This is a genomic window from Nitrospiraceae bacterium (assembly GCA_019637075.1).
Classification (GTDB): Bacteria; Nitrospirota; Nitrospiria; order Nitrospirales; family Nitrospiraceae; genus JAHBWI01.
Genome location: JAHBWI010000003.1, coordinates 641303 through 660349, shown reverse-complemented (window position 1 = coordinate 660349; position 19047 = coordinate 641303). Strand labels below are relative to the sequence as shown.

Genomic DNA, 19047 nt, shown 5'->3' with positions numbered 1-19047 from the left:
GCCCGCCGCAGAGTACCGCCTGCTCGCCGAACAGGTCCGTCTCGGTTTCTTCACGGAAATTCGTTTCGATCACGCCAGCCCGGCCACCACCGATCGCGCTCGCGTAGGCCAAGCCGACCTGACGCGTGTTCCCGCTCGGGTCTTGGTGGATGGCCAGAAGACACGGCACCCCGCTCCCCTTCGTATACTCGGAACGAACCAAATGCCCGGGTCCTTTGGGAGCCACCATGAACACGTTGACGTTGGCCGGCGGCACGATCTGGCCGAAGTGAATATTGAACCCATGGCCGAACGCCAAATAGGAACCGGCTTTCAGATTCGGCGCAATCTCCTGCCGATAAATCGCCGCTTGCGCTTCGTCCGGCGCGAGGATCATCACCACGTCCGATGCCTTGACGGCATCCGCGACAGGCATCACCTTGAGGCCGCTCGCTTCCGCCTTCTTCCATGAACTGCCTTCGCGCAGACCGATCACCACCGTAGCGCCGCTCTCCTTCAGATTGAGGGCATGCGCGTGGCCTTGGCTCCCGTAGCCGATCACGGCCACCTTCTTTCCGCGAATCAGTTGCAGATCGGCATCTTTGTCATAATAAATCTTCATACGTCACTCCTGAGGGTTGAACGGGTCAATGGTACGTGAGGAAACGGTGTGCGCACGCGAGGGATGGAGGGCCTATTCCCGGGCCACCTTTTTGGGCTGGCTGGCCGCCGGTCGAATCGCCTCACGCGCAATCGCGACACGCCCCGTCCGGATCAGTTCCTTGATCCCAAGCGGCTGCAGCAAGTTAATGATCGCTTCGATCTTCTTGGGATCTCCGGTTACCTCGATCGTGTAGGTCGTCGGCGTCGAATCAATCACGTTCGCGCGAAAGATGTCCGCGATCCGAAGCGCTTCAGCCCGGTCCTCAGCCTTTGTGTGGACCTTGATGAGCGCCGTCTCCCGCGACACGAATTCGCTTTCGTTCAGGTCCACGACCTTGATCACGTCGATCAATTTATTCAATTGCTTGACGATTTGCTCCACGATGCGGTCGTCTCCGGAAGTGACGATCGTCATCTGCGACATCGACGCGTCCAGCGTAGGGGCCACCGACAAGCTTTCGATGTTGAAACCCCTGCCGCTGAAAAGCCCCGCCACACGCGAGAGCACCCCAAACTTATTTTCCACCGTCACGGAAATAATATGTTCCATGGTAATGAAGAGCTCATCGCCTATAGCCGGACACAAACGCCCCCCGAAATCTCCGAGGCGCCGACTCTCAGCTATACGCTATACGCCGCATTCCTCTTAGGCTGTCAAAATAGTGTCTTTGTCTTCGGCTGATCCGGTCCCCGGCACCCCGGCCTGACGTTTCCTCAACTCCGGCGGATCTTCCAGAATCATCTCGTGGTTACACCCGCCGGCCGGGATCATCGGATAGCAGTTCTCGTAGGGATAAGTCGGCACATCCACCACGACGGGCTTGTCCGTTTCGATGGCCGCCTTGAGGACACTGTCCAGATCCTTTGCATGACTTGCGCGCAACCCGACCGCGCCATAGGCTTCGGCCAGCTTCACGAAGTCCGGCGTCGTATCAAGATAGCTCGAAGCATAGCGCCCTTCGTAAAAGAGATCTTGCCACTGGCGGACCATGCCGTGGAACCGGTTATTCAGAATGATGATCTTCACCGGCAATTTCGACACGACGGCCGTCGCCATTTCCTGCATGTTCATTTGAATGCTACCGTCGCCTGCCACGCACAGCACCAGCCGATTGCGGAACGCGGCCTGCGCCCCCATGGCGGCGGGAAACCCGAATCCCATGGTGCCTAACCCGCCCGAGGTCAGCCAGCGGTTCGGCTGTGCAAGCTTGAAGTATTGAGCCGTCCACATCTGGTGCTGGCCGACGTCGGTCGCGACGATCGGATCACGATCTTTAGTCAACTCATAGAGCCGCTTGATGACGTGCTGGGGCTTGATGGGGCCGTCAGCTTCTTGTTGATAGGCTAACGGATGCGCCTGCTGCCATTCGCGAATCTGATCCCACCAGGGCTTGCGAAGATCCTTCTGCTCGCCGTTCACGGTCGCTTTCAGGATCTGATTCAACTCGCGCAGCACGGACTTGCAATCGCCCACGATCGGAATATCGACGTGGATATTCTTGCGAATCGACGTCGGGTCGATGTCCACGTGAATGATCTTGGCGTTGGGACAAAACTCCGACACCTTGCCGGTCACCCGATCATCGAACCGCGCACCGATCGCGATCACCAAATCCGAGTAATGCATGGCCATGTTGGCCCAATAGGTGCCGTGCATGCCCAGCATCCCCATTGATTGGGGATGCTCACCAGGGAAGGCCCCGAGGGCCATGAGCGTCATATCGACGGGGATTTGGGTCATCTCCGCCAACTCGAGCAGCTCCTTGGACGCACCGGAAAACACCACCCCGCCGCCCACGTAGAGAATGGGCTTTTTGGCCTTCATGATGGCTTCGGCAGCCTGCTTGATCTGCCACTTGTTGCCGTCGTACGTCGGGTTGTAGCCGCGGATCGAGACGGAGTTCGGATAGGTGAACTCGGTTTTGGCCATCGACACGTCCTTCGGAATGTCGACGAGCACGGGACCAGGCCGACCGGTCGTGGCAATGTAGAAGGCCTCCTTGATCGTGGTGGCCAAATCGTTCACGTCCTTCACCAGGAAGTTGTACTTGGTGCAGGGACGGCTGAGGCCGACATTGTCCGCCTCCTGAAACGCATCATTACCGATCAGGTTGGTCGACACCTGTCCGCTGAAACAGACCAGAGGCACAGAATCCATATACGCGTCGGCCAAGGCTGTGATCACGTTGGTCATGCCGGGACCGGAGGTCACGAGACAGACCCCGGCTTTGCCGGTTGCCTTGGCATATCCCTCGGCCATATGTCCCGCGCCCTGTTCATGGCGGGTCAGCACAACCTCGATATCCTTTTGCTGGTGCAGCATGTCGAAGATCTTGAGGACGACACCGCCCGGCAAGGCAAAGATCGTCTTCACACCTTCGCGCTTGAGGCACTCGATAAAGATTTCCGACCCAGTGAGTTTCATATCACCCTCCCCCTCGCCGCTCCCTGCGAAGGACATGAAACCGCAAATGAGAAAAAACCCGTTCCCTTCCAGCCTGGGATGCAGGATTCACATTCCTACTGAAAAATCAACGGGTAAGATGCCGGATGGTACCACCAGTTCTTAAATCAGGTCAATAGAGCCGAGCTCGTATCGGAGACCACAAGACTGGCACTGTCCGTGGGGCTATGGTATACGGAGGCCGCATCTTCACTGGCCCGATTGCGATGAAGCCCGTCCGAGTGACCATCGTCTCGCGAGAAGGTTGTCACCTGTGCAAGGTGATTCACCGCGTCGCGACCCACCTGCAACAGGACCTTTCCTTTGAGCTCGACACGATCGACGTGGACAGCGATCAACGGTTATTGGTGCCCTACGGCGATCGGGTGCCGGTGGTCCTGATCAATCAACAGGAAGCCCTGTCGGGGAAATTCACGGCGGGGGATCTGCGTCGGGCGATTGAAAAAGCGCGTTGGAGAAACCCTATAAGCCGGATTCTGTCCCGCGTGAAGCTTGCGCTCACGCGAGGATGATCATTTCTCTGGGACTCAAGTTGCCTTGAGCCTCAAGCGACCTACCCGGGAACCAGGGCCGGGCCAGCCCTTCCGGCCTACCGTTACCGATAGACCGAGTGTCCCCCTATTTGGTCTTGCTCCGGACGACGCTTACCGTGCCGTTGATGTCGCCACCAACGCGGTGGGCTCTTACCCCACCGTTTCACCCTTACCTGAGCCTCTGCGACCAATGACGATCGCGTCGGCCATCGGCGGTCTGTTCTCTGTGGTGCCGGTGTCGGATCGCTCCGCCTGGACGTTATCCAGCGTCCCGCCCATGGAGTCCGGACTTTCCTCCCGTCAGGCATGCCTGACGAGCGATCACCCGTGCTTCCCCAGCGCGCGCCCTCAGTGTACGGCCTGACCCACCGACCATGCAAGCGACCCGGATCAGTTCCGGCAACCCCCATACGACCGGTCAACTGCTTAGGGACCCGGCAGGAAAAGCCGTTGAGAGTGTCGACAGATTGACACGGCCTGCTACACTTGAAGTATGAAGACGAAGCAGGCCAAGACCAGCCTCAAGGCAATTCCCAAGCCGTTGATGGATACGCTGGAGGAATTGCGGCAGAGTCTGCTTGAACTTCAACGCGCCCTGCTCCTGACTGAACGGGACACGTATGAGCGGGTCTACGGACCAATCGGCTCGACCAACGAACTGATCGACCTGGCCCTGAACGACCCCTGGTTTACATGGCTGCTTCCGATTTCTCGCTTGGCCGTGCGCTTGGATGAGGTCACGACGGGAGAACGGAACTGCGGACAGGACGAGGTGCTAGCCTTGCTGGCACAAGCACGGATTCTTTTGTCGCCCTCGACGAAGGGTGAAGGGTTCGAACGGTCCTACTACGACGCTCTCCAGCGGGATGCCTCGGCCGCCATGGCCCATTCCCATATCCACAAGCTGTGCACCCTCGCCATCGCCGCGTAGTCGCTTCAGCTTGATCTCCGACACAGCCGGGCCCCTCTTCATCAATCCCCAGCTCAGACCCGACGTATTAGAACTACCTGGGCGCCGGCAGCTCACTGTTCGGCGCCGGTGGCTTCGACTGGTAAATCGGCATGGCCTCGGCCATCCACTCTTCCAGTTGTTGTATACGGGTCTCGTGGCTCGGGTGGGTGGACATGAATTCGGATGGTCCCTTGCCCCCTGCGGCCTGTTCCATTCGCTGCCAGAGCGCGATAGACTCGCGCGGGTCGTAGCCGGCCTCCGCCGCCAGCAGCACACCGATGTAATCCGCCTCCGACTCATGCTTCCGGCTAAACGGCAGCAAGACACCCACTTGGGCCCCCACTCCCAACGCCGCCATGGCCCCTTGGGACAGCACCGGGTTAGCGCCGCTGACGCCGAGCGCGATGCCGACCGCCTGAAGCGTCGTTTGCGCCAGGGTATTCTGACTCATGCGTTCACCGCCGTGTCGCGCCAACGCATGGACGACTTCGTGCCCCATAACTGCCGCCAATCCCGCCTCCGTCTTCGCAACGGGAAAGATGCCCGTGTACACCGCGATCTTACCGCCGGGGAGAGCGAAGGCGTTCATGGTCTTGTCGTCCTTGATGACCGTCACTTCCCACTCGAACTGGTTCGCCATCTCACTGTACTTGGACCGTTTCGCGGCTTCGATCACGCGGGCAGCCACCCGCTTGACCGGATCGATCTCACGCGGGTCGGTCGACTGCCTCATCTTGGGGTCGTTCTTCACGTCCGCATAAGCCTGCGCTCCCATCTGCATTTCTTGCGAAGCAGGTAACATCATCAACTGCGAGCGGCCGGTATAGGGATTCGTTTGACACCCAGCCACGCTGCTCAACAACAGGCACAACGCCAGACCACCCCATCCCTGCCGTAGCCGCTTTCTACTCGCTGATGTCATACTGTTGCTCCTTGGCTCCGGGGCCCCGTCCAAATTGACCATCCCCTTCCGCTCTGTTAGATTACCCTTCCCCACCGCACTTTCCAACTGGGAGTTTTCCCGATTGGTTGCCTTGGACGACTTTTCCACGCTCGACCGCATCGGTATCGACGAATCCGGTAAGGGTGACTACTTCGGCCCATTAGTCGTCGCAGCGGTCTTCGTGACCCAAGCAACGCAGCGGGACCTGTCGTTGATGCAGGTTCGCGACAGCAAGAAGATTTCCGACGGGCGAATCCAAGAACTTGCGCCCGAGATTCGCCGGCTCTGCCCGCACAGTATCGTCGCGATCGGCCCGCAACGGTACAACGAACTCTACGCCAAGATCCGCAATCTCAATCGCTTGTTGGCATGGGGCCATGCCAAAGCGTTGGAAAACCTGCTCGGGCAGGTGGAGTGCTCGCTGGCGATTGCAGATCAGTTCGGTGACGAAGCCTTGATCCTGCGGGCGCTTCAGGAAAAGGGCAAACAGATACGCTTGGTCCAACGCACCAAAGCCGAGGCGGATCTCGCCGTAGCCGCCGCATCGGTGGTGGCGCGTGCCGAATTCCTCTCGCGCTTGAACCGGCTCTCTCAGGACGTCAAGACGACGTTGCCGAAAGGCGCATCACCGGCCGTGGAACTCGCCGCGAAAATGGTGGTGAAAAAACATGGGCCGGAACGGTTGGGGACCGTGGCCAAACTGCACTTCAAAACCACGAAGCAAATCCTGGGCGGGAATTACGCGGATTCGCCGACTTCCAAGTCCTGAACCTTTTCCTGAACAGGCGTCGCGGTCTCCGTTGCGGGATCGCCTTCCCAATAGAGCATCCGGTAGCAGTAGGGACAGGTGTGCAGATCCTGCATCCGTTTGACTTCCGCGACGAGCTGCGGTGCCAGTTGGAGCCGGCACCCGAGGCAAATGCCCCCGCGCAACGGTGCCAGCGCCTGGTCCTTTCGCGCCGACTTCAATTTGGTGTAGCGGGCCAGCAGCGGTTTTTCCACCTGGACGGATACGGCCTGCCGCTTGACGTCCAATTCGGCGAGTTCGGCTGCGAGGGTACGATCCAGTTCGTCCAGCGTGGCCTTCTCCGCACTGAATAGCTTTTCCGCCTCGCCGACCTTGGCCTGGAATTCCTTTATCTTCTGCTGCAACTGCTCGATCTGTTCCATGGCGAGAAGAATCTTTTCTTCGATCTCGCCTTTCTTCTTGTTCGCCAGCTCGACCTCGAAGAGATGCGCCTGGTATTCCTGGTTGGTCTTGAGCTGCGAAGCCCGGTCCTTCATCTTGCTGATCCGGTCCTCATGCGCATCGAGATCCTTTTCATGACTCCGACGCTCCTTCACCAGGCCATCGGTCGAAGCGGTCGCCTCCTGGAGCGCCTTGCGGGCGTCCCGTAACGGAGCTTCCGACAGTTCCAGACGCTGAGGAATTTTCCGGCGCTGATCGGTGAGCTCGGCGGCTCGAAGGTCCAATCGCTGCAGTTCGATGAGCGGAGAGAGTTGAATACCCAACGGATTCCTTCCAATCGTCAACACCGCCAGGTGGCAGCGCCGGTATGCACAAAGAGTCTTCGACGCCCAGGATGGTGGGCCCACTAGGACTTGAACCTAGGACCAGCTGATTATGAGTCAGCCGCTCTAACCACCTGAGCTATGGGCCCAGTCCCACGAGTAGGCGTGATGACCAAGACCGCCGCGCGAGCGTCGCGCAGGATGATACGACGCCCCCACCTCGGCGCCAACTGTTCGATCTCGAGTCGGTGCGTGATTCTAGGCCGCTGGTCCGAGAGAGTCAAACTGCTCGGAACCCCTGCTACAGACTTTCTACGAAACTGCGCAGCTTCTTGCTTCGGCTCGGATGGCGAAGCTTCCGGAGCGCCTTCGCCTCGATCTGGCGGATGCGCTCACGAGTCACTTCGAAGTCCTGTCCGACCTCCTCCAGCGTATGGTCGGTGGCTTCACCGATGCCGAAGCGCTTCCGAAGGACCTTTTCCTCGCGCGGCGTCAGCGTTTCCAGCGCGCCGTTGATCTGGCGCTGCAGGTCGTAGCGAATCGCCGCTTCAAGCGGCGAGACGGCCTTCTTGTCCTCGATGAAATCACCCAAGTGACTGTCTTCTTCCTCGCCGATCGGGGTTTCGAGCGAAATCGGCTCGCGGGCGATTTTCAAAATCTTTCTGACCTTATCGAGCGGGAGATCCATGCGCTCGGCGATTTCCTCCGGGGTCGGCTCGCGGCCGAGCTTCTGCACCAAATGGCGTGAGGTCCTGATCAGCTTGTTGATCGTCTCGATCATGTGCACTGGAATACGGATCGTGCGGGCCTGGTCGGCGATCGCCCGGGTGATGGCCTGCCGAATCCACCAGGTCGCGTAGGTGCTGAACTTGTACCCGCGCTTGTACTCGAACTTGTCGACCGCCTTCATCAACCCGATGTTGCCCTCCTGAATCAAATCCAGGAACTGCAGCCCGCGATTGGTGTACTTCTTGGCGATGCTGACCACCAAGCGGAGGTTGGCTTCCACGAGTTCGGCCTTGCCGCGTTTGACCTTTTCCTCGGCCACATCCAAATGCTTGACCGCGTCCTTGATCTCTTCAGCGGACACCAAGGCCTCTTCCGCTTCCAACTGCCGGATTCGCGCCTTGGCGGCCTGATAATGCTTCTTGATGTCCGCCAACGCCTCCTCGGAAAGGCTCGTCCGCCGCTTGACGGCAAGAACATCTTTCCGGGTGCGACAGAGCCGGCGGAGGAGTTCCGCGCCCGCTTCGCCACCGACACCCAATCGACGTTGGCAGCTCGCGACTTCACGTTCCGCTTGCCGAATGAGTACGTTCAGGTCGCGCACACGTTGGGTCATCCGGTCCTTCAGCACACCGTGCAGATTCACCGACTCCATCTTGTCGACGACCTGCACGCGAACCGCATCGATCTGCTTGCGGAGCCGCTTTTGCTTGGCGGGATCCGCCCCGACGTGACGGGCCTTGTCATAGAGGGACTTGAGGCTGGCCGAGACCTTTCGCACCGCGTTCAGCGCATCCAGCGTCTTCAACCGCAGTTCCTCGTAGTCCTTCTCGACTTCCTCTTCTTCGAAATCTTCTTCAGTCTCAGTGACAGGCACGATCTCACGGACGTCGATCTTCCCGTTCTTGAGCTGATCCCGAAGGTTAAGGACGAACTCGAGTGTCATCGGCAGGCCGTACACGACCGTGGCGATGTCCCGCTTCCCCTCTTCGATTCGTTTCGCGATCTCGATTTCGCCTTCGCGGCTCAGCAAGGCGACGCTGCCCATTTCCTTCAGGTACAGACGCACCGGATCGTCGGTACGGCTCAGCGCCCCTGGCGTCAGATCGATTTCCTTCTCGTTATCCTCGAGCGCTTCCCCTTCTTCACTGTCTTCCATCGACTCTTCGCCGTCGCTGGACTTGGCCGGCCGCTCGGTATCCGCCGACTCCACGATCTCGATGTCCATTTCACCGAACATGGTCATAATCGTGCTGAACTGGTCCGACGAGACCACGTCCGCGGGCAAGGTGCTGTTCAGATCGTCATACGTCAGGAAGCCCTTCTCTTTTCCCAGGTTGATGAGCTTCTTCACTTCGCCGAGCAATTCTTGTTTCGGCATGCCTACTCCTTCACCGCAGGTGCCAGGGCAGCCAGCGATACGCCGGCCTTCTGCATCCGCATCTCGTTAATCTGCTGGTTCAAACGACGGACATCCTGGTCCCGTCGCTCACGCTCCGCCGCTTTGAGTTCCTGAATCAACTGGTGCAACGCCCGCTCCCGGCACTTGCGGGCCAACGTCTCCAGACAACCGGCCGTATGGGCGGGCACGTCGTCATAATGTAGTTCCTCCATCGACAACTCCGTGACCAACGGTCCGCATTCGGGATCGTCGACCAGTTCGTCCAACAGGGCCCGCACGGCCACACGCCCGTCTCCCCCGACATGCCGGAGTCCCGATTCAACGATGCGCCGGATCGTTGGAACGGCAAACGATTCTGGTTCGAGCTTACGCACATCGGCCGGCGCCAGACTGCCCTGCACCAGCAAGTGCGCCAAATCACGCTCCTCCGGATGGCTCTTAGGTTTAGGCACTGGCAGGGCCTGAGTCCGGACCGTGGGCTTGCGCTGGTCGTCGGCCACCAAGGCGGGGTACCGATCAATCAACCGCTGTTGGCTCAGCCCCAAGCGCTCCGCGACCACCCGAATCCGTTCCTCTCGCTCGATGGGGTGTGCCCCCTTCTGCAGAATCCGCAGCACTGCATCCACCGCGCGGATTCGATCTTCCACCGTGCCGGATTCCGCCGTCTGCAGGCTATGTTCGACGGCAAAGTCCAGCAGGCTCGGCGCACGGCCCGCCAATTCTGCAAACCCCGCGGGTCCGAATTTCCTCACAAAGGTATCGGGATCGTCGCCTGTGGGCAAAGATACCACTGTCACTCCGATCCCGCTGTTGACGAACAAGTCCAAGCTCCGCAGCGCTGCCCGCACGCCGGCAGCATCCGGATCGAACAACAGCACGACCTTTGAGGCGAATCGCCGGATGACTGTAATGTGTTCGGCCGTGAGAGCAGTCCCCAGGGTGGCAGCCACATGGCAAATCCCTGCCTGGTGAAGCGCAATGGCATCAAAGTACCCCTCGACGATGATAAGGGTCTGCTGCTGAGAGGCCGCCTCGCGCGCAGCCTCCAAGGCAAAGAGCGTCTGCCCCTTCTTAAAGAGCGGGGTGTCGGGGGAGTTCAAATATTTTGGCGTCCCGTCGCCGAGCACGCGTCCTCCGAATGCCACAACGCGCTTTCGAAGGTCGAGAATCGGAAACATGACCCTGGACCGGAAGCGATCGTACTGACCGGTTCCTGGTCCTCGTTGACCAGCTGACTGTTCACGGGGAACGGCAAGACCGGCTGCGACCAATTCGGCCGCCGTGAACCCCTCCCTCAGCATGGACTTTGCCAGTGCATCCCATTCCGCCGGCGCATACCCGATACGGAACTGTTCGATGGTTTCAGGCAGGATCCCGCGCCCCTCGAGATAGGCCCTGGCTTGCGCACCCGACGGGTTCTCCAAGAGCTTTCCATGAAACCATGAGCCGGCAGCGACATTTAGTTGCTCCAGGCGCGCCATCTGATTGCGTTCCTGGCTGGAATAGCCGCCGGCGGACTCCGGAACATCCACACCGGCTTTTCGACCGAGGTCTCGAACGACTTCCGGGAAGGGAGCGCCGGTCAACTTCATCAGAAAGCTAAACACGTTTCCGCCAGCGCCGCAGCCGAAACAATGGAAAATCTGCCGTGACGGACTGACATTGAAGGACGGACTCTTTTCCTGATGGAAAGGACAGAGCCCCTTGAGGTTTTGCCCGGCTCGAGTCAGGGCGACGTGCTGACCGACGATCTCGGCGATGTCGACCCGGTCTCTGATCTGGTTGATGACGTCGTCAGAAATCAGGCCTCGGCCCACAGCGATCCTCGCCTGTACCCGTAGCTGTCCGCCCCAAAGCCAACTCTGGTCGGAACTCGTTGAACTTGATGGAGAATTGACCGTTCAGCCTAACAAAGGATTCGCTCGACTGTCAACCAACCGCGGATCGGCGTCATCCGGGAGGCCAGGCCAGGTGACGGCCGCCTAGAACGTGAAGATGAAGATGGAAGACAGTCTGACCACTGTCCGCTCCGACGTTCGTCACAACCCGATAGCCGCTAGCCGCCACATCTTTCATGCCCGCGACCTTGGCGCAGGTCAGAAGCAAATGGCCCATCAGTGATTCGTCCGCCTGCTGGCATTCATGCACCGAGGCGACATGACGCTTCGGAATGACCAACAGATGCACGGGAGCTTGGGGATTGATGTCCTCGAAGACCAGGGCCTTGTCATCCTGGTATAAAACCTTGGCAGGAATGCCGCCCTCGACGATCCGACAAAAAATGCAATTGCTCATCCTAGGCGTCCTCCGCCGTCGACCGTAGCCCGGACTTCCCGAACCGCCGGCCCAATTCCTTGTAAATCTCCTGCAAATCCACGCCGTGGTAGCCGAGCACCATCAAGGTGTGGAAGAACAGATCCGCGACCTCATAGATGATCTCGTCCCGCTTCCCGCCCTTGGAGGCCAACAACACTTCCCCCGCCTCTTCAGCCACCTTCTTGAGGATCTTATCGTGCCCTCCCTCAAACAGCTTTGTCGTATAGGAATCCTGCTGGGGATGGGCTCGACGATGTCGGATCGTTCGCAGAACCGCCTCCAAAATACCGCCCCACGCCTCTTGAACGACGGGCTCCGCGACATGTCCCCGGCCATCCAACTGCGAAAAGAAACAGGCACGTTCCCCGGTGTGACAAGTTGGCCCGACCGGCTCCGCCTTGACCAGAATCGTATCCCGGTCACAATCCACGAAGAGATCCTTCACCCGAAGCACGTGTCCGGATGTCTCCCCCTTTTGCCAAAGTTTTTTGCGGGACCGGCTCCAGAAATGGACCGTCTTGGTCTCGATCGTCTTGCCCAGGGCTTCCTGGTTCATGAAGCCCACCATCAACACCGTGCCGTCGAGCCAGTCCTGTACCACCGCGGGAATAAGCCCCTGCGCGTCATAGGTCAGAACTGGGCGCTCATTCATCATGGCCATGCTTTCGTCTGTCCGCCTTAGCGAACCGCGACTCCTCGATCTCGCAAATACGTTTTGGCTTCTTGGATCGTATGCGTGCGGTAGTGAAATATGGACGCCGCCAGCACCGCATCGGCCCGGCCTTTGGTAAAGCCGTCATAGAGATGATCGAGCGTTCCAACCCCGCCAGATGCAATGACCGGGATCCCCACGGCCTCGGACACCGCGGCGGTCAATTCCAAGTCATAGCCGCTTTGTCGTCCATCTTGATCCATGCTGGTCAGCAATATTTCACCTGCGCCGAATGCCTCCATCTTGCGGGCCCACTCAATGACCTCCAGACCGGTCGGCTTCCTTCCGCCGTGCGTGAACACTTCCCATCGCCCCGGCTCTGGAACTCGCTTGGCATCGATGGCCACCACGATACACTGGGTCCCGAAGCGCTGCGCCGCTTCCCGGACGAATTCCGGCCGCTGAACAGCCGCCGTATTGATGCTCACCTTGTCGGCTCCTGCGTTGAGCAAGGCACGAATATCATCCAACGTCCGCACTCCGCCGCCCACCGTCAAGGGCATGAAGACCCGCGCCGCCGTCTGTTCTACAACGTCGATGATCGTCTTGCGATTCTCGTGGGAAGCAGTAATGTCCAGAAAACAGAGCTCGTCGGCGCCTTCCCGGTCATAGATGGTCGCGACCTCGACTGGGTCACCGGCATCGCGAAGATCGACGAAGCTCACTCCTTTGACCACCCGTCCGTCTTTGACATCCAAACAGGGGATGATGCGTTTGGTTAGCATGACAATCTCGTGAATCGTGAACCCTCAGCGGTAACACGACCGGCGTTGGAGCCAGTTCTCGCTCGCTCCATATTTTCAATGCCTCACGCCGGGCGTCGCACCGAGAGCTGCCACCGCAGCCCGGTAATCCAGCTTGCCGTCGTATAGCGCCTTGCCGACGATGGCCCCTTCGATGCGCGGCCCCAATGCCCGGACCGCCGTGAGATCCTCGACGCGGGAGATTCCGCCCGAAGCGATGACGGGAACCGACGACAACTCTGCCACTTCGCGCAGCGCCGTCAGGTTTGGGCCGCCCAGCATCCCGTCTCGCGCAATGTCCGTGTAGATCACCGCTCCCAAAGCATAGCCAGCCAGATCCTTCAACAGATCCACGGCTTTGGTTTGTGAGACACTCGTCCATCCCTTCACGGCAACGAGACCATCCTTGGCGTCCAACCCGAGAAGGATCCGACGCGGGAATTCATCGCAGGCCAGCTCGAGGAATTTGCGGTCCGTTAGGGCCGCGGTACCCAGCACCACCCGGGACACCCCTGCCGTCAAATACCGTCGCACCGTGTCGATGGACCTGATCCCGCCGCCCACTTGCACCTTCACGCTAACCGTCGCCAAAACCTCTTGGATCTGCGGAAGGTTGCGCGGTTCCCCGTCGACCGCGCCGTTCAGGTCCACCACGTGGATGATCGTCGCACCCTGACGCTGCCACCCACGAGCCACCGAAGGTACGTCCGACGAGTACACGGTTTCGGCGGCCATATCGCCTTGCCGCAACCGTACGCACCGGCCATCCTTCAAATCAATCGCAGGGATGATTACCATCGCCCTCCTCCCTCAAACCCGATTCAACAACTCACTGAGCGGTCCCGTACGGAAACTCCTCGGCCAACTCGGCGGCTCCATAGGCCGCCAACTCATCCGCCGTGACAAACACGCCGTGACGTTGGATGAACCCGACGAAATCCTCGGTCATGGGCCGCTGCTTCTCGTAATAATTGCCTTCCCAAAGCACCGCCCCGTCGGACGCCACCAAACGTACTTCGAATCCCACAGCGGCGGGAGGATTTGCTCCCAGCCGGCTTCCCACTCGCTCCTGAAAGACCAACACCTTGCCGACCAAGGCACCATCAGCGGATAGCCGCTGGGCGATCTTATGGGCAGCTGCGACACGACCGGTCTCGTTGATGGCGAGATCCCTGGCAGCACGGCTGGCCTCCGAGGGCGACAGGATCTCCAAACCAGGTTTCGATTTGAGTTTCGCCCACATGAGGTCTGTGATTTTCTCGCCGGCATCCGGAGGTACCAGATGAGTCGGTCGGTCGAATCGGTCGGTCGTCGCAGGCACCCCCACCGACATCTCCGAACGCCTGGCGCCGGATGGGACCGGAAAGGCCGGACCGTTGAGATCCAACACCTGCGGCGTCGAGAGCGTGTCAAACGGGATCAGCACGACCTTGTGAACCCGATATTGGGGAAGCTGCGGTGCGGCTTTCGACGTGACCTTGGCTCCGCTGCAGCCGGTGACAAGTGTCAGCGCCAGCCCAAGCACCCCTATCCGCAATAGAGGAGTCATGCCGCCCAGCCTCCGAAATTCTTAATCAACTGCAGGCCCACCGACTGACTCTTTTCCGGGTGAAATTGGCAAGCAACGAGATTTTCCCTCGACACGGCGGAGGCAAATCGCCCACCGTAATCGGTCGTGCTCGCAACCACGGTTTGGTCGGTCGGCTCCACATAGTAGGAATGCACAAAATAACAATGACTACCCGAGGGCACGCCTGCGAACAACGGCGCCGGTTTCACGATCTCGATGCTGTTCCATCCCATGTGCGGAATTTTCAAGCCGGCTGGTTGTCCGGTTTTGAACTCAAATCGCTTTACACGACCCGGGATGATATCGAGCCCCTTATGCAAGCCGAACTCCTCGCTTTCAGTGAAGAGGACTTGCAGCCCAAGACAGATACCTAAGAACGGTTTACCCGACGCCACGGCCCGGCGGATAGGATCAATGAGATCATACTGTTCCAGATTCGCCATACAGTCGCCGAAGGCGCCGACACCCGGCAACACCACCTTCGCCGCATCGGCGATCACCCGAGGATCGCGCGTCACCACGGCACGGCATCCCGCCGCGACGAAGGCGTTGTGCACACTGCGCAGGTTCCCCATGCCGTAATCGATGATGGCGATCATGATCGGTCCTGGACGACAAATACGAGGTGGGGATTAGAGCTGACCTTTGGTCGACAAGACATGCCCGGCCAAGCGATCCTCCACCGTCGTGGCCTGGTCCAACGCCTTGGCCAAGCCCTTGAAGATGGCTTCCATGATGTGGTGCGGATTTCGGCCGTAGAGCAGATTGACATGCAAATTCAGTCCCCCATGGGTCACAAAGGCCTGAAAAAAATCCTCGAAGAGTCCGAGGTCGAAGGCTTTGATCTTCCGGTCCGGCAACGCTACGTTATAGACGAGAAACGGACGGCCGCTGAGGTCGACCGTGATTTGGGCCAAAGTCTCGTCGAGCGGCGCCGAAGCGAAACCGAATCGCTTGATGCCCCCTTTTTCCCCCAAGGCCTGATGCAATGCCTTCCCCATCACGATCCCGACATCCTCAACCGTGTGGTGTTCGTCAATATCGAGATCCCCTTTGGCCTGCACGGTCAAATCAAAGAACCCGTGCTTGGCCAATAACTCCAACATGTGGTCCATGAAACGGATGCCGGTGTCGACCTTGCCACGCCCATTGCCGTCGAGTTTCCACTCGACGCGGATGTCGGTTTCTTTGGTCGCACGGTGAACAGCGGCTTGTCGGGAAGCGGAACCGTTCTTCTTCATGAAAACCTGCTTTGGGCCGACTTGGCGTGCGCATCAAATCCCTCGATGTGCGCCAGCCGGACGATGTGATCCTTGGCCTTCCTCAATTCGTCCTTCGTGTAATGCACGATATTGCTCACCTTCACGTAGTCGTTGACCGAGAGGGGCGAAAAGAATCGCGCCGTCGCTCCCGTCGGCAACACGTGGTTGGGTCCCGCCACGTAATCGGCGACGGCCGGCGGCGTGTACCGTCCAAGAAACAAGGCACCGGCATGACGGATCTGTTCGAGATAGTCAAACGGCCGATCCACGGACAAGGTCAGGTGTTCCGGCGCCACCGCATTCGCCACCTCGATAGCCTCATCCATGGTGGTAACCACCAGAGCCACGAAATGTCTGGCGATCGACTTGGATGCAATCTTTTCCCGCTGTAGCCCTTTCAACTGGGCGCCGATTAATTTCACGGCTTCCTTGGCGAGCGTCATCGAGGTGGTTACGAGATACACCTGCGCATCTTCGTCATGCTCGGCCTCGCAGAGGAGATCGGCCGCCACATGCGCAGGATCAGCCGCGCCATCGGCGACGACGAGAAGTTCGCTTGGCCCAGCCACCATATCGATGCCGACCGTTCCGTAGAGCAGACGCTTGGCCGTAGCCACGAAAATATTTCCCGGCCCGACGATCTTGTCCACCTTGGCGACGGTCTTGGTCCCAAATGCCATAGCTCCCACCGCCTGCACTCCACCGACCCGATAAATCTCATCGACGCCCGCGATGTCGGCGGCCACAAGCAGATAGGGATTAATGCTGCCTTGCGGCGTCGGGGTGCACATCACGACGCGCCGTACTCCCGCCACCTTCGCGGGAATGGCGCACATCAGCACGGAGGACGGATAGACGGCCTTTCCACCCGGCACATAGACCCCGACCGCATCCATGGGCGTAATGACCTGCCCCAAGGTGGCGGACTGTTCCTGGTACATCCACGTCTTGCTGCGCTGGCGCTCATGAAATTGGATGATGCGCTCCGCCGCATACCGCAACGCATCGCCCTCATCCTTTCGGATATGGTAGTAGGCATCTTTGATCTCATCCGCTGTCACCCGCATCTGCTCGGGCTTCAGCGTGAGACGATCGAACTTCTTGGTGTAGCGGAGCACCGCCCGATCGCCTCCGCGTTCCACGGCCTGCAAAATGGTGCGGACGCTCTTTTCGACCGTGGCGCTCTGGGACCTCGACCGGTTCACGATCTTACGGAGCGCCGTGGCAAATCCTCGGTCGCTGTTCGAGATGATCGGCAACTCAGTTCCCACGTAATCCTCTATGAACGGTGTGCTGCGCGACGCCCATTGTTGGCTGCGGCGACGGAAACCCGTAAACGTTCGATCAACTCCGTCAGCGGCCCGTGCTTCAATTTCAGGCTGGCTCGATTGACGATCAATCGGGCCGTCGAGTGCGTGATGACCTCGACTTCCGCCAGGTTATGGGCCCGCAGGGTGCTCCCGGTCTCGACCAGGTCCACGATACGATCGGCCAATCCCACGATAGGCGCCAGTTCGATCGAGCCGTACAATTTGACGATTTCGACCGGCACGCCCCGCTGGTTGAAGTACCGTTCGGTAATCTTCGGGTACTTCGTCGCGACACGGATTTTGGACGACCAGCCGTCCCGCGAAGCCGTGCCCTGGAGGGCGGCGACGGCGATTCTACACGCTCCGACATGCAAATCCAACGGCTCGTAGACGTCGCTCTCCTGCTCCAACAGCACGTCCTTGCCCACAACCCCCACGTCCGCGGCACCGTGCTCGACGTAGGTCGGAACATCCGTCGGTCGCACGATCAGTAGAGTCGCGTTCTTGTCTGGACAGGCAAACACCAGCTTCCGGCTCTCTGTCGAGAGCCCTGGGCTCCGATACCCAGCCGCCTCGAACAGCTGCAGGACGGGGTCCAACAACTTGCCCTTCGACAGCGCAATCGTAATCCCTTCCGATGATGGTGGCTCGGGCTTCCGTCCCTTCACGCTCACTTCCCCTTTCTTCGCTCTACGCGGGCGCCGAGTGCCTGCAGCTTTTCCTCCAACCGCTCGTAGCCCCGATCCAAATGATAGACCCGTGACACCTCGGTGGTCCCCTCCGCCGCCAAGCCGGCTAGGATCAATCCCGCGCTGGCCCGCAGGTCCGAAGCCATCACCGGAGCCCCGGTCAAACGTTCTTTCCCCGTCACGATCACACGATTACCCTCGACCCGAATATCGGCGCCCATGCGGCGCAATTCTTCCACATGCATGAACCGACTTTCGAATACGGTCTCGGTGATGACGCTGGTGCCTTCCGCCACTGCCATCAGCGCGACGAACTGTGCCTGCATGTCGGTCGGGAAGCCGGGATGCGGGCAGGTCCGAACGTTCGTCCCCTTGAGTCGCGCCGGCGTCCGAAGACGGATTCGAGTTTTTTCTTCCACGAGGTCGACCCCGCTTTCCCGCAACTTCATCAACAGCGCTTCCATATGAGCAGGACGGCAGGCCTCGACCACTACGTCACCGCCGGTGATCGCCCCGGCCACGAGATACGTGCCGGCTTCAATTCGATCGGGAATGACCTCGTGGTCGGCGCCGTGAAGCTCGGTCACCCCTTCGATGGTGATCATATCGCTTCCGGCTCCCGAGATGCGCGCGCCACGTTTAGTCAGGAATTCGGCCAGGTCCGTGATTTCCGGCTCTTTGGCCGCATTTTCAAGCACCGTCGTACCTTGAGCCAACACGGCCGCCATCATCAAATTTTCGGTTCCGGTGACGCTTGGCGTATCGAAATAAATTCGGGCGCCTCGCAGCTTGCTGGCGCTGGCTTTGATATAGCCGTGCTGGATCTCGACCTTTGCGCCCAGTTTCTCCAGACCGGCCAGATGAAAATTGACCGGCCGCGAGCCGATGGCGCAGCCACCGGGAAGGGACACCGTTGCCTCACCCCAGCGCGCCACCAAGGGCCCAAGCACGAGCACTGAGGCGCGCATCGTTCGGACGAGATCATACGGTGCCTCTGTGGAGGCAATGTGGTCGGCTTGAATGACCGTGCGGTTTCCTTCATGGACGACGGCAAGTCCCAACATGCCGAGCAATTTGCCCATCGTCAGCACGTCGACTACACGCGGCACGTTGGTCAAGATGCATTCGCCGCCGCCAAGGATGGTTGACGCGAGAATGGGCAACGCGGAATTTTTTGCTCCGCTCGTCCGGACCTCCCCCCGAAGGGCAATCCCGCCTTGGATGACGATCTGATCCACGCCCCACCCTTCCGACGACGATCTTCGCGGCGT

General features: G+C 59.6%; 19 protein-coding genes, 1 tRNA gene, 1 other RNA gene and 1 pseudogene. 3 read left to right on the top strand and 19 right to left on the bottom strand.

Going from position 1 to position 19047, the window contains the following annotated elements; translation table 11 throughout:
- From ilvC to ilvB, 3 genes are all read right to left on the bottom strand, one after another.
- Positions 1–601 (bottom strand): ketol-acid reductoisomerase (gene ilvC / locus KF814_11150; protein ID MBX3236698.1); only part of this gene is annotated, 601 nt, incomplete at its 3' end.
- Positions 602–673: 72 nt separating this feature from the next.
- Complete coding sequence (ilvN, locus tag KF814_11145) at positions 674–1192, bottom strand: acetolactate synthase small subunit (protein ID MBX3236697.1); 519 nt, start codon at positions 1190–1192, stop codon at positions 674–676.
- Positions 1193–1288: 96 nt separating this feature from the next.
- Entirely contained in the window at positions 1289–3067 is a 1779-nt protein-coding gene (ilvB, locus tag KF814_11140; protein MBX3236696.1) for a biosynthetic-type acetolactate synthase large subunit, read from the bottom strand.
- Between the two features lie 206 nt (positions 3068–3273).
- Here ilvB and KF814_11135 point away from each other — a divergent pair.
- A pseudogene (locus KF814_11135) lies at positions 3274–3546 on the top strand (glutaredoxin family protein).
- 9 nt (positions 3547–3555) lie between these two features.
- Here the strand turns inward: KF814_11135 and rnpB are convergent.
- Positions 3556–3976, bottom strand: an RNA gene (gene rnpB, locus KF814_11130) — RNase P RNA component class A.
- A 156-nt stretch (positions 3977–4132) separates the two neighbouring features.
- On the opposite strand from rnpB, the gene KF814_11125 reads away from it, so the two are divergent.
- Entirely contained in the window at positions 4133–4570 is a 438-nt protein-coding gene (locus KF814_11125) for a hypothetical protein (GenBank protein MBX3236695.1), read from the top strand.
- A gap of 73 nt (positions 4571–4643) precedes the next feature.
- On the opposite strand, the gene KF814_11120 is transcribed toward KF814_11125, so the two are convergent.
- On the bottom strand, positions 4644–5513 hold the full coding sequence (locus tag KF814_11120; GenBank protein ID MBX3236694.1) for a M48 family metallopeptidase: 870 nt from the start codon (positions 5511–5513) through the stop codon (positions 4644–4646).
- Between the two features lie 103 nt (positions 5514–5616).
- Between KF814_11120 and rnhC the strand changes: the two genes are divergently transcribed.
- Positions 5617–6303 (top strand): ribonuclease HIII, encoded by a 687-nt coding sequence (gene rnhC / locus KF814_11115; GenBank protein MBX3236693.1) that lies wholly within the window; start codon positions 5617–5619, stop codon positions 6301–6303.
- Here the strand turns inward: rnhC and KF814_11110 are convergent.
- The 14 genes from KF814_11110 to murA all read right to left on the bottom strand — a co-directional run bounded on the left by KF814_11110 (position 6273) and on the right by murA (position 19014).
- The gene (locus tag KF814_11110) at positions 6273–7046 is read right to left on the bottom strand and encodes a hypothetical protein (GenBank protein MBX3236692.1); all 774 of its coding nucleotides are present in this window, start codon (positions 7044–7046) and stop codon (positions 6273–6275) included. The genes rnhC and KF814_11110 overlap by 31 nt on opposite strands.
- A gap of 72 nt (positions 7047–7118) precedes the next feature.
- Positions 7119–7195, bottom strand: a tRNA-Ile gene (locus KF814_11105).
- A gap of 152 nt (positions 7196–7347) precedes the next feature.
- Positions 7348–9153, bottom strand: a complete 1806-nt coding sequence (gene rpoD / locus KF814_11100; protein ID MBX3236691.1) for an RNA polymerase sigma factor RpoD — start codon at positions 9151–9153, stop codon at positions 7348–7350.
- 2 nt (positions 9154–9155) lie between these two features.
- On the bottom strand, positions 9156–10991 hold the full coding sequence (dnaG, locus tag KF814_11095) for a DNA primase (GenBank protein ID MBX3236690.1): 1836 nt from the start codon (positions 10989–10991) through the stop codon (positions 9156–9158).
- A 133-nt stretch (positions 10992–11124) separates the two neighbouring features.
- Positions 11125–11469, bottom strand: a complete 345-nt coding sequence (locus tag KF814_11090; GenBank protein ID MBX3236689.1) for a histidine triad nucleotide-binding protein — start codon at positions 11467–11469, stop codon at positions 11125–11127.
- 1 nt (position 11470) lies between these two features.
- Positions 11471–12124: a bifunctional phosphoribosyl-AMP cyclohydrolase/phosphoribosyl-ATP diphosphatase HisIE gene (locus tag KF814_11085; protein MBX3236688.1), complete on the bottom strand. Its 654-nt coding sequence runs from the start codon at positions 12122–12124 to the stop codon at positions 11471–11473.
- A 44-nt stretch (positions 12125–12168) separates the two neighbouring features.
- Complete coding sequence (gene hisF, locus KF814_11080; protein MBX3236687.1) at positions 12169–12927, bottom strand: imidazole glycerol phosphate synthase subunit HisF; 759 nt, start codon at positions 12925–12927, stop codon at positions 12169–12171.
- A 75-nt stretch (positions 12928–13002) separates the two neighbouring features.
- On the bottom strand, positions 13003–13743 hold the full coding sequence (hisA, locus tag KF814_11075; protein MBX3236686.1) for a 1-(5-phosphoribosyl)-5-[(5-phosphoribosylamino)methylideneamino]imidazole-4-carboxamide isomerase: 741 nt from the start codon (positions 13741–13743) through the stop codon (positions 13003–13005).
- A 31-nt stretch (positions 13744–13774) separates the two neighbouring features.
- Entirely contained in the window at positions 13775–14494 is a 720-nt protein-coding gene (locus KF814_11070; protein ID MBX3236685.1) for a hypothetical protein, read from the bottom strand.
- Positions 14491–15114 carry an imidazole glycerol phosphate synthase subunit HisH gene (hisH, locus tag KF814_11065; GenBank protein MBX3236684.1) on the bottom strand — a complete coding sequence of 208 codons (624 nt, stop codon included), beginning with the start codon at positions 15112–15114 and terminating at the stop codon, positions 14491–14493. Before hisH ends, KF814_11070 begins: the two co-directional genes overlap by 4 nt.
- A gap of 33 nt (positions 15115–15147) precedes the next feature.
- Entirely contained in the window at positions 15148–15756 is a 609-nt protein-coding gene (gene hisB, locus KF814_11060) for an imidazoleglycerol-phosphate dehydratase HisB (GenBank protein ID MBX3236683.1), read from the bottom strand.
- On the bottom strand, positions 15753–17036 hold the full coding sequence (gene hisD / locus KF814_11055) for a histidinol dehydrogenase (protein MBX3236682.1): 1284 nt from the start codon (positions 17034–17036) through the stop codon (positions 15753–15755). Before hisD ends, hisB begins: the two co-directional genes overlap by 4 nt.
- A gap of 20 nt (positions 17037–17056) precedes the next feature.
- Positions 17057–17716: an ATP phosphoribosyltransferase gene (locus KF814_11050; protein ID MBX3236681.1), complete on the bottom strand. Its 660-nt coding sequence runs from the start codon at positions 17714–17716 to the stop codon at positions 17057–17059.
- 41 nt (positions 17717–17757) lie between these two features.
- The gene (murA, locus tag KF814_11045) at positions 17758–19014 is read right to left on the bottom strand and encodes a UDP-N-acetylglucosamine 1-carboxyvinyltransferase (GenBank protein ID MBX3236680.1); all 1257 of its coding nucleotides are present in this window, start codon (positions 19012–19014) and stop codon (positions 17758–17760) included.
- Between the last annotated feature and the right edge of the window lie 33 nt (positions 19015–19047).